This window comes from Actinomadura sp. 3N508 (assembly GCF_044326375.1).
Classification (GTDB): Bacteria; Actinomycetota; Actinomycetes; order Streptosporangiales; family Streptosporangiaceae; genus Spirillospora.
Genome location: NZ_JBIRAX010000002.1, coordinates 191,813 through 204,534, shown reverse-complemented (window position 1 = coordinate 204,534; position 12,722 = coordinate 191,813). Strand labels below are relative to the sequence as shown.

Here is a 12,722-nt window from a genome sequence, read left to right as displayed (position 1 = left end):
TTCGCGCTACCTCAGCGGCACGCGCATTCCCGGCGACCACACGTTCCTGGACCGGTTGCTGGCCATCAAGGCCGAGCAGGGCATGGACGTCTCGCCACAGGTCCGTGACCATCTGACCGGGCTGCAACTGGCGGCCCTGCAAGTGGCCCACCCGCACGAGTACCGGGTGCGGCTGGTCCGCGACGAATTGCACGTCGCCGTCGTCGGCCAACGCGAAGCCGAGATCGCCAACCTCACCGTCCAGTCTGGACCACGCGCAGCGGCGCGCCACCAAGGCCGAACAACGCTGCCAAGCCCTAGAAGACCTGATCAACTGGCTGGAAACCGTCCAGAGCAGCCCTGACGACGTACCGTCCGTCGAGTCCCAGAACTACGTGAATCTGGAGCAGGAGGCGGCGTTCATACGCACGTATCAACTGCAGTCCGTCTCGGGACTGCTGCAGGCGATGGAACGCCTGTGCGTCGACAGTGCGACCCCGGAACGCACCATCGAACTCCTCAGCGACATTCTTCGACATTTATGAAGGGCCGAGATGACCGGCCTCGGCTCGCGGTTCGTGGGTCAGCGGGCCACGGCCAGGCGGTAGGTCTCGTCGGTGCCGAGGAGGTTGCGGTGGGTGTCCTCGGCGGTGATGACGCCGTCGTGCAGGACGAGGACCCGGTCGGCGGCGTCCAGGAAGGGCGGGCTGCTGGTGATCACGATGGTGGTGCGGCCCCGGCGCAGCGCGGCGATGCCCCGCGCGATGAGCTGTTCGGTGACGGCGTCGACGGCGGTCGTCGGGTCGTGCAGGACGAGGATGCCGGTGTCCGCGGCGAGGGCGCGGGCCAGCGACAGCCGCTGGCGCTGCCCGCCGGACAGGTTCGCGCCCCGGTCGCGGACGGGGTGGTCGAGCCCGTCGCGGTGGAGGGCGACGACGTCGGTCAGCATGGACGCCTCGACGGCCTCGGCGATCATCCGTCCGGTGCCCGACGGGTCGATGTTCGTGCGGAGGGTGCCCGCGAAGATCTCCCCGTCGTACGGGTTCACCAGCATGTGCTCGCGGAGCGCCTCGATCGACAGGTCGGCCGTCGCCTGCCCGCCGACCCGCACCACGCCCTCGTACGCGTCGGGCGGGACGGTCGCCGCCAGGACCGACGCGAGGTCGGCCGCCGCGCGCGGCTGGTAGGCGGTGATCGCCACGAACTCGCCGGGCGGCACCGTGAACGTCAGCTTGTTCAGGGCCCCGTACCGGACGCCGTCGACGTCGAGGCCGCCGCCCGGCGCCGGACGGCCACTGCCCGGGGTCGTTACCGGCGGCGCGGCGAGGACCAGCGCCATCCGCTGCGCCGACGCCCGCGCGATCATCACATACGTCGGCATCTGCGAGAACAGCTTGAGCGGTTCGATGATGAACTGCGCGAGCCCGACGGCCATGACGAGCTCGCCGATGGTGATCCGGCCCTGGAACGCGAGCCGTCCCGCCATGAGCGTCACGGCGGTGGCGAGGAGCGCGTTGAGGGCGAGCGCGGCGCCCGCGTACGCGCCGTTCGCCCGCGCGACGACGAACGCCTGGTGCTTCGCCTCCGTGCTGACCGTCCGGTAGGACCCGAAAGCCGCGTGGTTGCCGCCGAAGCCGCGCAGCGGGCGCAGCCCGGTGATCAGGTCGGCGACCTTCGCGCCCGCCCGCGCCACCCGGGCCTGCTGCTCGCGGGTGCCGGAGCCGATCCGCCGGGACAGCACGCTCAGGATCGTCAGGATCGCGATCGTCCCCGCGATCACCAGCAGGCCGAGCCGGACGCTCGCCATGCCCAGCGCGACCGCCGCGACCAGCACCGCGACCAGCGAGCTGATGAGCAGCGGCACCACCTCGATGATGTCGGCGGTCTGGTCGGCGTCCTCGGTGGCGATGGTCAGCACCTCGCCGGACTTGAGGCCGGTGTCCCTGGCCACCGGCTGGAGCCCGCGGGAGGCGACCTCCACCCGCCAGCGGTGCGCCTCGGTCGTGTTGGCCTTCTGCAGGATGCGCATCCCGAACCGCCACGAGAACGACACCGTCGTGATGATCACGGCGAGCGCGGCGATCGACAGGGCGAGCGCGTTCAGGCTCCGGTCCCGCATCGTGTGCTCGACGATCAGGCCGAGCGCGATGGGGAAGGCCGTCTCGCCCGCCTGGTACAGGCCCATGAGGGCGGTGCCGCCGGTCATGGCGCCGAGGTTGCGGCGCAGCGCGGTCCGGAGGATCGCGGAGCCCGTGCGGGGCTGCTTCTCGCCGGGGGTCGTCATCGGCCTATCCGCCTTCTCGCCAGGCTCGCCACAGCCGCGCGTACCGGCCGTCTTGGGCGACGAGGTCATCGTGGGTTCCCTGCTCGACGACGCGGCCAGCGTCCAGGACGGCGATCCGGTCGGCGGCCATCGCCTGGGTCAGCCGGTGCGCGACGAACAACGTGGTACGGCCCCGGCACGCGGCCAGGACGGCCCGTTCGAGTTCGGCCGCGCCCTGGCTGCCCGCCTCGGCGGTCGACTCGTCCAGCACGACGACCGGTGCGCGGCCGAGGACCAGGCGGGCCAGCGCGATCTGCGCGACCTTGGTGACGTCGAGGCGTTCGCCGCCCTCGCCGACCCTGGTGTCGAGGCCGTCGGGGAGCGCGTCGACCCATTCGCCCGCGCCGACCGTGCGCAGCGCGTCGATCAGTTCGGCGTCGGTCGCGTCCGGTGCGGCGAGCCGGAGGTCGTCGGCGAGCGGGCCGGAGAACACGTGCGACTCCTGCGTCAGGATGCTCACCATGGTCCGCGCCGCGGCCTCGTCCAGGTCGGCGAGGTCCGCCGGGCCGATGCGGACCGTGCCCTTCTGCGGGGTCCCGATGCCCGCGACCAGGGCGGCCAGGGTCGACTTGCCCGCGCCCGTCGCGCCCACCAGCGCGAGCGAGCCGCCGGCCGGGATCGTCAGGTCGACGTCCCGGAGGACGGGCTCCTCGCCGCCGGGATAGGTGAACGTCAGCCCCTCGACCGTCACCGGGTACGCGGCGGCGGGCGGCGGCGGGACGGCCGGGTCGCCGACGAGCCGGTCCTCAGCGGCCTCGCCCAGGACGCCGACCAGCCGGGTCAGGCTCGCGCCCGACTTCTGCGCCTCGTCGAAGGTGAACATGATCGAGCCGAGCGGGTTGAACAGCCGGTGGAACAGCAGCGGCGCCGCCGCGACCTCGCCCAGGGTGGCGGCGTCCGCCTCCAGCAGCGCATACCCGACCACGATGATCAGGACGAGCCCGATGAACTCCGCGCGGTTCTCCCGCCCGACGAACCGGCCGAAGAACCGGAACACCTCGATGCCGAGGTCGCGCACCCGCCACGACTCGGCGGTGACCTTCGCGCGGAAGGCGTCCTCCAGCCGGTACGCCCGGACGGTGCCGATGCCGTCCAGGCCGCTGATCAGCGCCTGCGCCCGGTCGGCCTGCGCGGCCCGCTGCCGCCGGTAGAGCGGGGCGGACCGGGGCAGGTACCAGCGCAGCGCCAGCGCGTACGCGGGCAGCGCGCCCGCGCCCGCCAGGCCGAGCCGCCAGTCCAGCCCGAACATGCCGCCGGTGGCGATGATGACCAGCACGCCCGCCGAGAAGACGGTGGGGACCGCCGTCCGGATGCCCTTGGACACCACGGCCACGTCGTCGCCGACCCTGGAGAGCACGTCGCCGCGCCCCACCTGCTCGATCCGCGCGCTCGGCATCCCCAGCACCGCCCGGACGGCGCCTTCACGCAGCCGCGCCAGCAGGTCCGCGCCGAGCCGTCCGATCAGGTACGTCGACGCCGCGGTGGCGGCCGCGCCGAGCAGCGCGGCGCCCACCATCAGCGCGCCGATCGTGACCAGGATCGACTGCGGCTCGCCGCCGATCACCCCGTCCGCGACCCGGCCGAGCAGCAGCACCGGCAGCACCTGGAGCGCGGCCCCGGCCACCGTCGTGAGGACGGTCGCGGACGTCAGCCATGGCACGTCCCGGCAGTGCGAGGCGACCCATCGGGCCGCCTCGCGTCCGGTCGCCGTGTGCAGGGTCGGCGCCGTCGGGGCGGCGGCGCGCGGCGTGTCGGTGGCGGTCACCCCTGGCCGGCTGCTGCCTTGACCAGCTCGTCGATCGCGTACGGCAGGGACAGCAGCGTGCCCTGGGACATGGCCGCGCCGACCGCCGGGCCCTCGCTGTCCAGCAGGTACGACACCTTCCCGCCCTTGACCGCCTTGAGGTTGGCGAACAGCTCGAACTTCTTCAGCGCCTCCTGGTCGGCCTTGTCGTTGATGACGAAGATGCGGTCGACGTCGATGAGGTCCATGCGCTCGGGGGACAGCACGGTGAAGAACTTGCCGCCCGCGATCTTGTCGATCTCGGTGGCGCCCTTGAAGCCGATGCCCGAGAGCATCCGCCCGCGCACGTCGGTCGTGGTGAACGGCGCGACCGAGTCCTTGTACCAGGACAGCGCGACGGCGGTCTGGCCCGCGAACTGCGGGTGCGCCTTGCGGGCGGCGTCGAGCTTGGCCTGGATGTCCTGCACGAGCTTCTTGCCCTCGGTCTCCTTGCCGAGCGCCTTGGCGATGTGCACCGCGTTGTCCTGCCACGGCGCGCTGAACGGCTCCTTCTCCGCCTTCGTCCGGCCCACCGTCGGGGCGATCTTGGAGAGCTTGTCGTAGGCGGCCTGGTCGATCTCGGAGTAGACGGCGATGATCAGGTCGGGCCGCAGCGCGGCGATCTTCTCGAAGTTCGGGCCGGTGTCGCCGTTGTTCATGACGACCTCGGGCCTGGTGTCGCCCCACTTGTCCTTCACCCAGGGCCACTGGGTGTTGATGTCGGGGGTCGTGCCAGGCGGGTTCGGGTACTGGTCGACCATGCCGACGGGCTTGGTGCCGAGCGCCAGGATGGCCTGGTCGTCGGTGTAGCCGACGGAGACGACCCGCTTCGGCGCCTCGGTGATCTTCGTGGACCCGAACGCGTGCTCCACGGTGACGGGGAAGGCGCCGCCCGCGGCGGCCTGGGCGCCGCCGCCCGCGTCGTCTGAGGAGCCGGAGCCGCAGCCGGTGAGGAGCGCGGCGCCGAGGGTCGCGGCCGACAGGAGCGCGGCCAGCCGCCGCCGGGATCTCGGACGTGTCATTCGGGGGAGGGGCATGCGAAATCCCTTGCTTTCAGGCAGGACGCCACTGGATCGTTCCAAGGCAGAGGTACATTAACATGCATAAATAAGGGCAGCCTAACCTAAATAGGATCTTCGTCTCTGCCGGGGCGGACATGGGTGCGGCCGATCGGGACGATCAGCGGACGGTCGCCCACCGGGTCGTCGATCACCTCCGCGCGCAGGCCGAACGCCTCGTCCAGCAGCCCCGCCGTGATCACGTCCCGCGGATGCCCCTGCGCCAGGATCGACCCCGCCCGCATCACGATGAGGTTGTCGCTGTAGCGCGTCGCCAGGTTGAGGTCGTGCAGGACCATGACGACGGTGCGCCCCGACTCGTGCAGGTCGTCCACCAGGTCGAGGACGTCGATCGCGTGCGCCAGGTCCAGGTAGGTGGTCGGCTCGTCCAGCAGCAGCAGGTCGGTGCCCTGCGCCAGCGTCATCGAGATCCAGACGCGCTGGCGCTGCCCGCCGGACAGCGAGTCCACCGGACGGTCGGCCAGATCGGACACCCCGGTCATGGCCAGCGCCCGCTCCACGACGGCGGCGTCGTCCGACGACCACTGCCGCAGCCAGCTCTGGTGCGGATGGCGGCCCCGCGCGACGAGGTCGGCGACCGTCAGCCCGTCCGGCGCCACCGGCGCCTGCGGCAGCAGGCCGAGCCGCTTCGCGACGTCCCTGGTCTTCAGCTTGGCGATGTCCTCGCCGTCCAGGACGACCGAGCCCTTCGACGGCCTGAGCAGCCGCGACAGCGTCCGGAGCAGGGTCGTCTTCCCGCAGCCGTTCGGGCCGATGATCGTCGTGATGACCCCGGGCGGGATCGCCACGTCGAGGCCGTCGAGCACCGTCCGGCCGCCGTATCCGACCGTGACGTCCCGCGCCGCCAGCGGCGCCTCGACCTGCGTGATCTGCTCAGCGGTCACCGGATCTCCTTTGCTCGCCATCGCCTACCCCCGCGTCGCCTGGCGGAGGTTCGCCCGCACCAGCAGGTACACGAGGAAGGGCCCGCCGATCGCGGCGGTCACTACACCGACCGGCAGCGTGACCTCCAGCGCGGTGCGCGCCACCAGGTCCGAGCCGATCAGCAGCAGCGCGCCCACCAGGCCGGACGCCACCAGCGGCGGCGTCGGGCAGCGCGCCAGCCGCATCGCCACCTGCGGCGCCACCAGCGCGACGAACGGGACCGGCCCCGCCGCGCTCACCGCCACACCGGCCAGCAGCACCGCGCACAGCAGCATGACCGCCCGCACCGCCGAGTACCGGACGCCCAGCCCCGCCGCGACGTCGTCACCGAAGTGCAGCGGCCTGAACTGGAACGCGGCGGCCGCGACGACGGCCAGCAGGACGACCGTGCACCAGAGCGCCACCCGGATGTCGTCCCACGACCGTCCGTCCAGCGAGCCGATCAGCCATGCCTGGGCGCGGGCCACGTCCCTGATGTCGGCGGTGACCAGCAGCCAGGCCGTGATCGCCTGCATCAGCGCGCTCACCGAGATGCCGATGAGGATGAGCCGGAAGCCGTCGACCCCGCGCCGCCACGCGAGGAAGTACACGAGCAGGCCGGTGCCGAGCCCGCCCGCGAGCGCCGCCGTCGAAAGGCCCACCGCCCCGGCGACCGCCGCGGAAGCCCCGCCCGACACCGTCACCAGGAACACCGCGACCGCACTGGCGCCGCCGGTGATCCCCAGGACGTCCGGGCTGGCCAGCGGGTTGCGCGCGATCGACTGGGTGATCGCCCCCGACACCCCGAGCGCGACCCCCACGACGAGCCCGGCCAGGGCGCGCGGCATCCGCAGATCCATGATCACGAACTCGTCGACGCGCTCGCCGCGGCCGAGGATGGTGGCGATCACGCGCGGCAGCCCGATGGGGAAGTCGCCGACGCCGATGGACAGGCAGAACACCAGGAACGCCGCCGCCGCCAGCACCACCGAGACGAGGACGGGCCAGGGCCGCCACACGAACGACACCCGGCCGACCCGCACGCCCGGCGTCACGGGCCGCTTCACATCCGTCCCGCCGAGCGGAGCTCGTCCGTTGAATGGCGGTGGGTGGGGGCTGGAGGACGGTCGGTTCATGCGCTCTTGAGCTTTCCGCGCCAGACCAGGGCCGCGAAGAACGGGGCGCCGAGGAGGGCGACGACGATGCCCGCCTCCAGCTCGCCCGGCCGGACGACGACGCGCCCGACGATGTCGCACACCAGCAGGACCACCGCCCCGAGCAGGCCCGCATACGGGACGAGCCAGCGGTAGTCAGGCCCGGTCAGATACCGGGCGACATGGGCCACCATCAGGCCGAGGAACGCGATCGGTCCGCACGCCGCCGTCGCCGCGCCCGCCAGCAGGGTGATGGCGGCGATGCCGGCCGTCCGGGTCAGCGCGACGTTCACCCCGAGCCCGCGCGCGACGTCGTCGCCCAGGTTGAGCAGGTTGATCGCGGGCAGCATGAGCACCGTCAGGACCAGCCCGGCCGCGATGAAGGCGGACACCGGCCAGATGACGTCGAACTTCACCCCCGCCACCGAGCCCGCGTTCCAGAACCGCAGCGCGTTCAGCGACGCCTTGTCCGACAGCGCGACCGCCGTGGTCATCGCCGCCAGGAACACCGCGACCCCCTGCCCGGCCAGCGCGAGCGTCAGCGGGTTCCCGGCCCCGCGCCCGATGCTCGCCAGCCCGAACACGACGGCCCCGGAGACCGCCGCCCCCAGGAAGGCGAACCAGACGTACTGGAACGGGTTCGCGAGCCCGAACAGGGAGACCACCGACACCACGGCGAACGAGGCACCGGCGTTCACCCCGAGCAGCCCCGTGTCGGCGATCGGGTTGCGCGTGCACCCCTGGATCAGCGCCCCGCCGATCCCCAGGGCGGCGCCCGCGACGATCGCGAGGACCGTCCGGGGCGCCCGGACGGTCTGCACGATGAGCCTGATCTCGGTGAGCCGCCGGTCGGCGTCCGGGGCCGCGAACAGCCCGTGCCAGACCTCGCGGGGGCTCAGCGCCCGCGCCCCGACGACCATCGACAGCGCCCCCGCCACCAGCAGGACGGCCACGAGCACGCCCAGCCCCACGACCCGCCGCCGGCGGGCGGCCGCGACCCGGGACACGGGCGGCCGCTCCGCGACCACCGTGCTCATCCGCGCCCGCCGAGTCCGGCCTGCACCACATTTCCTCCGAAACGGCGGTAAATAAGGGCAGCCTAACCTCAACCACCAGAATTGCCGCGCTCCACCCCCGCGCTTCGGATCAGCGGGACCGTTCGGCGTCCGCAGGCTTGATCCCGATCCTGCCCGCGAGGTCATCCCCGCGGCGGCCGGGGCGCGGTTCGCCTACGGCACCAAGGCGCTGCGGGTGATCAGCGCGGGCGGCCGGGTCACCGGCCTGGTCACGGACCGGGGCGTCGTGCGGGCGGGGGCGGTCGTCATCGCCTCCGGCGTCTGGACGCCCCCCCTGGCCCGCACCGCCGGGGTCCGCGTGCCGATCATGCCGGTCTCGCTGAGCGAATGCGAGACCACCCCGCTGCCGCCCCTGTTCACCCAGTCCATCCGGGCGTTCGGTTTCGGCGGCCACCAGCGGCCGTCCGGGGAGGTGGTGCTCAGCGCGGGCGTCAACGCCGTCGTCCGGCACGACGTGACCCTGTACGACCTGGTCGACCTGCCGGTATGGGGGCCACGCCTGCGCGCCCACCGCCGGGACGTGAAGCTACGGCTGGGGACGCGCCGGATCCTCCAGCAGATCGGCGCCCTCTCCACACTCTCCCCGCGCCTGGTCCCCAAGGGCGCCCCGCCCCCTACTCCCGACACCCGGATCATGCGCCGCGCGTTCGCCGCGATGCGCGAGGTCCTCCCGGCACTGCGCGACGCGTCCATCCGCCGGTACTGGGCCGGAATGATCGACATGTCCCCGGACGGGCTGCCGATCATCGACGGCTCCGCGGGCCCGCGGGGCCTCGTCCTCGTCACGGGCCTGAGCGGCCACGGCCTCACGATCGGCCCCGGTGATCGGCAGGATCACGGCCGACCTCGCCCTGAAGGGGCACACCGACCGCCCGATCGAGGCGTTCCGCCTATCGCGCTTCGCGGGCGACGTCATGATGCCGGAGAAGATGATCTGACGTGACCACCTAGGTCACCGCATAGGCGCCCATTCAAGTGAAGAGGAAGCGCATGCGCAAAAAAAATGCAGTCTCCGCTGTGGCCGCCACGGTGTTAGCCGCTACCGCGGCCACGGGTACGCCGACCGCCGCCGCTGGGCCGCGGACCGCCCGCGGCCCAGCGGAATTCAGCGTCAAGGTCGTGACCGTCAATGGTTCGGGGTGTCCGGTCAACACCGTCTGGGCGGACGCCTGGCCGGAAAAGGAGTCGTTCAGGGTCGTCTACAGCGCGTACATGGCGCAGGCGGGCGGCTCGTCGAGCCCGATCGACTCTCAAAAGCAATGCCAGGTCGCCGTGCGGGTGAGCGTCCCGCAGGACGTCACCTACGCCATCTCGTCGTCGGACCACCAGGGGTTCGCCCACCTGGAGAGCGGCGCGAACGCCACCCTGAAAGTGGGCCACCACCTCCAAGGTCAGCCTCGGGGCGGAGTGGTCACGCACAACGTGAACGGCGCCTACGACGACCTCTGGAGGTTCATTCACCGCCCGCCGGCGGACCAACTCGTCTTCAAGCCGTGCGGCGAGGAGTGGAACGCCGTCCTCGTCACCGGATTGCGAGTCGACGAGGGCGCCTCGGATCCATCGAAGACCAGCTACATCGCGATGGACGCCCCCGGCGAAGGCGTCTGGACGACCTACAACCTCACCTGGAAGAACTGCCCGAACTGAGCCCCGATCACCGTTCTAGGTATCGGCTGGATAGATGCCCTTGTTCTCGATCCAACCCTGCCGACGCAGTGTGCTGAGCGCCTTGCTGACCGCCTCCCCTGGACGCACCGACCCAGCCGGCGAGTTCTTCCTGCGAGAGATTGAGCGCAATCCGAATTCCCTCGGACGTATCTGTCGGCCTACTCGGCCTTGGCGGCTTCCAAAACCGGTATGGCGGCGGCCCGGCGTGCGGGTAGGGCCGAGGTGGCCAGCGTCGCCGCCGTCGCGCCCGCCGCCAGTATCGGGAAGAGCCACCACGGCGGGTCCGGGCGCAGGAACGAGCTTCCCGTCATCACGTGCAGGAGGGTCAGCGTCCCCATGGCGATCACGAGGCCGAGGATCGTGCCGAGGACGACCACGGTCGCCGCCTCCCACCGGACGATCGAGCGGATCTGCCTCATGGTCGTCCCCACGGCGCCCAGCAGCCCGAACTCCCGCGTGCGTTCGGTGACGCTCATCGACACCGTGGTCGCCATGCCGAACAGCGCCAGCAGCAGCGCCATGCCGACGAACCCGTACGTCGCCCGAAGTGGACGGGTGAGCGAGCCGGACGCGGCGTCCACATAGGCGTCGCGGTCGAGGACCCGCACGCCGGGCACTCCGGCGACCGCACGCTTCAGGTCCTCGGGTGAACCGCCCCGCACGAGGACGGCCCGGGTCGCCGCGTTGGTGTCCAGCCGGTCCATCGTCGCGGGCGCTGCGAGCGCCTGCTCGGCGAACAGGTGGGACGGGTCGTGGTAGGCGTCCGCCACCGTGAGGGTGACCCGGCCCTGAGCGCCCCGGACGATGATCTCCTGGCCGCGGCGCAGCCCTCGCTCCTTCATGACGGTCGACGACAGCGCGATCTGGCCGGGACGCAGTGCGGGCGGGCGTCCGCCCAGCCGCAGGACGTCGCGCAGCCCGGACTGCTCGGCGCCGCTGACGAAGAAGTAGAACGGCTCGGGTTCCTCTTCCGGTTCGTTCGATGGGGGCGAGACCAGCTTGACCTCGGTCTGCGTGAGTGCGGTCGCCCGCGACACCCCCGGCGTGCCCGTCACCAGGGCCGCGACGTCCCGGGCCAGCGGCGCGGGCGCACCCTCGGTGGTCCTGGCGGTCGAGGTGATCGCGTGTTCGGCCGCCATCACCTCCCGTCCCGCGTCCTGGAACCGATCGTGCACCGACAGCGTGACCAGTGCCACGGACGCGACGAGCGTGACGCCGAGCATCAGCGATGAGGCGGCCGAGGAGACCCGGCGCGGGCTGCGGGTGATGGTGGCGTGTGCCAGCCGTCCGGTCTCGCCGCCGACCAGCGTCCCGAAACGGCCGACCAGCCCGCCCAGCGGCCGGACGAAGAACGGAGTGAGGACGGCCAGGCCGGTCACGGCGAGCAGCGCGCCGAAGACGACCATCAGCGAGACCCCGAACGTGCGGTCGGGTCCGGGCGGGTCGCCGGCGCGGACCGCGACCGCCACCGCCCACCAGAAACCCGCACCGGCGAAGATCGCGGACGCGGCCAGCAGCCGCGGCCAGCGGCGTTCCGGGGTCTCGGTGACGGTGCTGCGCAGCGCCTGGACGGGTGAGACGCCCGCGGCGCGGCGGGCGGCCCGCCAGGCGGCGGCCTGGGTGACCAGGATCCCGGCGGCGGCCGGGACGGCCAGCGCGACCCAGCCGAACTGGGCGCCCGCGGCCGAGACGTCGAAGCCGTCCCGCGCGAACAGCCGGGTGATCAGCGCGCACACCGGATAGCCCGCGGCCACCCCGCCCACCGCGGCGACGCCGCCCAGCACCAGCGCCTCCAGCCGGATCAGCCGCTTGACCTGCCGGGGCGTGGCGCCGATCGCCCCGAGCAGCGCGAGCCGCCGGGTGCGCTGCCGGACCAGCGTCCCGAACGTGTTGGCCACCACGAACAGCCCGACGAAGATCGCCACCGAGGCGAGCATGCCGATGACGCCGGCGATCGAGGCGCCCTCGCCCTCCGCGGCGGCGCTCTGCGCGCGCCGTACGGACTCCGCGGTCCGGACCGTGGCCGCGCCGCCCAGGTCCCGGGCCAGTTCACCGCGCAGCCGTTCGGCGGGCACGCCCGGGCCGGCCTTCGCCCAGACGCTCTGCCAGGAGCCCGGGGGCAGCATGGCGGCGCGCCGGACGGTCTCGGCCGGGGCCAGCACCAGGTCACCGGACGCCACCGCGTCACGGTCCTGGACGCTGACGATGCCGGAGATCCGCACCCGTTGCGTCCGGCGGGGCAGCGTCAACGTCAGCGTGTCGCCGACCTTCACCTTCCCGGCCCGCGACATGTGCCGGACGATCGCCACCTCGCCCTCGGCGGTGGGGGAGCGTCCTGCCTCAAGCCGGTAGGGATTGAGCTGCGGGTCGGGCACCCAGGGACGCAGCAGCGTGCGGCCCTCGGCGGACGCCGTGATCGCCCGTCCGCCGGGACGGGCGGCCGTCACCGTCACCGTGGCGTCCCCGGCGACGGCCGCCACTCCAGGCCGGGCCGCGATGCGGTCCAGGCGGACCCGGCCGTTGGACGGCGCGTACGGGTCGTCCGGATCGACCGTCCCGCCCTGCACGAGAACGTCCGCGCGGAAGTACTCGCTCGCGTCGCTGCCTGCCACCGCCTCCTGCGCGCGCAGCGCGAACTGCAGCGAACCAGCGATGAGCGCGATCGACCCCAGCGCCGCCAGCAGCGTGGCGGTCAGCCGCGGCCAGCCTTCGGCGAACGAACGGCGCGCGATGAGCCACAAGGCGTTTCCCATGGCG

The 12,722-nt window shown here is 72.5% G+C and carries 11 protein-coding genes; 4 read left to right on the top strand and 7 right to left on the bottom strand.

Annotation, left to right across the window (positions count from 1 at the left end):
* Positions 1-55 precede the first annotated feature (55 nt).
* Both ACH34S_RS07290 and ACH34S_RS07285 read left to right on the top strand, forming a co-directional pair.
* Entirely contained in the window at positions 56-343 is a 288-nt protein-coding gene (locus ACH34S_RS07290; protein ID WP_395951646.1) for a hypothetical protein, read from the top strand.
* Positions 344-374: 31 nt separating this feature from the next.
* The gene (locus ACH34S_RS07285) at positions 375-524 is read left to right on the top strand and encodes a hypothetical protein (protein ID WP_395951645.1); all 150 of its coding nucleotides are present in this window, start codon (positions 375-377) and stop codon (positions 522-524) included.
* A 38-nt stretch (positions 525-562) separates the two neighbouring features.
* Here ACH34S_RS07285 and ACH34S_RS07280 read toward each other — a convergent pair whose 3' ends face one another.
* The 6 genes from ACH34S_RS07280 to ACH34S_RS07255 all read right to left on the bottom strand — a co-directional run bounded on the left by ACH34S_RS07280 (position 563) and on the right by ACH34S_RS07255 (position 8,258).
* Complete coding sequence (locus ACH34S_RS07280; protein WP_395951644.1) at positions 563-2,263, bottom strand: ABC transporter ATP-binding protein; 1,701 nt, start codon at positions 2,261-2,263, stop codon at positions 563-565.
* A 4-nt stretch (positions 2,264-2,267) separates the two neighbouring features.
* Positions 2,268-4,067, bottom strand: coding sequence for an ABC transporter ATP-binding protein (locus ACH34S_RS07275; protein ID WP_395951643.1), 1,800 nt, complete (start codon positions 4,065-4,067; stop codon positions 2,268-2,270).
* Entirely contained in the window at positions 4,064-5,107 is a 1,044-nt protein-coding gene (locus tag ACH34S_RS07270) for an iron-siderophore ABC transporter substrate-binding protein (RefSeq protein ID WP_395951642.1), read from the bottom strand. The genes ACH34S_RS07275 and ACH34S_RS07270 overlap by 4 nt, the downstream gene beginning before the upstream one ends.
* Positions 5,108-5,208: 101 nt before the next feature.
* Positions 5,209-6,069 (bottom strand): ABC transporter ATP-binding protein, encoded by an 861-nt coding sequence (locus ACH34S_RS07265; RefSeq protein ID WP_395951641.1) that lies wholly within the window; start codon positions 6,067-6,069, stop codon positions 5,209-5,211.
* 3 nt (positions 6,070-6,072) lie between these two features.
* A complete protein-coding gene (locus ACH34S_RS07260; protein ID WP_395951640.1) occupies positions 6,073-7,122 on the bottom strand; it encodes a FecCD family ABC transporter permease in 1,050 nt (349 codons plus the stop codon).
* 77 nt (positions 7,123-7,199) lie between these two features.
* Complete coding sequence (locus ACH34S_RS07255) at positions 7,200-8,258, bottom strand: FecCD family ABC transporter permease (protein WP_395951639.1); 1,059 nt, start codon at positions 8,256-8,258, stop codon at positions 7,200-7,202.
* 163 nt (positions 8,259-8,421) lie between these two features.
* Between ACH34S_RS07255 and ACH34S_RS07250 the strand changes: the two genes are divergently transcribed.
* Together ACH34S_RS07250 and ACH34S_RS07245 are read left to right on the top strand one after the other, a co-directional pair.
* Complete coding sequence (locus ACH34S_RS07250) at positions 8,422-9,240, top strand: NAD(P)/FAD-dependent oxidoreductase (protein WP_395952415.1); 819 nt, start codon at positions 8,422-8,424, stop codon at positions 9,238-9,240.
* A 47-nt stretch (positions 9,241-9,287) separates the two neighbouring features.
* Positions 9,288-9,944 (top strand): DUF4360 domain-containing protein, encoded by a 657-nt coding sequence (locus ACH34S_RS07245; protein ID WP_395951638.1) that lies wholly within the window; start codon positions 9,288-9,290, stop codon positions 9,942-9,944.
* A 179-nt stretch (positions 9,945-10,123) separates the two neighbouring features.
* Here the strand turns inward: ACH34S_RS07245 and ACH34S_RS07240 are convergent, their stop codons facing one another.
* On the bottom strand, positions 10,124-12,718 hold the full coding sequence (locus tag ACH34S_RS07240; protein WP_395951637.1) for an FtsX-like permease family protein: 2,595 nt from the start codon (positions 12,716-12,718) through the stop codon (positions 10,124-10,126).
* Between the last annotated feature and the right edge of the window lie 4 nt (positions 12,719-12,722).

Excerpts from the sequence above, each read along its gene's own strand:
- ACH34S_RS07280 (WP_395951644.1), bottom strand. The coding sequence starts at position 2,263 with ATGACGACCCCCGGCGAGAAGCAGCCCCGCACGGGCTCCGCGATCCTC.
- ACH34S_RS07270 (WP_395951642.1), bottom strand. The coding sequence starts at position 5,107 with ATGACACGTCCGAGATCCCGGCGGCGGCTGGCCGCGCTCCTGTCGGCC.
- ACH34S_RS07265 (WP_395951641.1), bottom strand. The coding sequence starts at position 6,069 with ATGGCGAGCAAAGGAGATCCGGTGACCGCTGAGCAGATCACGCAGGTC.
- ACH34S_RS07255 (WP_395951639.1), bottom strand. The coding sequence starts at position 8,258 with ATGAGCACGGTGGTCGCGGAGCGGCCGCCCGTGTCCCGGGTCGCGGCC.
- ACH34S_RS07245 (WP_395951638.1), top strand. The coding sequence starts at position 9,288 with ATGCGCAAAAAAAATGCAGTCTCCGCTGTGGCCGCCACGGTGTTAGCC.
- ACH34S_RS07240 (WP_395951637.1), bottom strand. The coding sequence starts at position 12,718 with ATGGGAAACGCCTTGTGGCTCATCGCGCGCCGTTCGTTCGCCGAAGGC.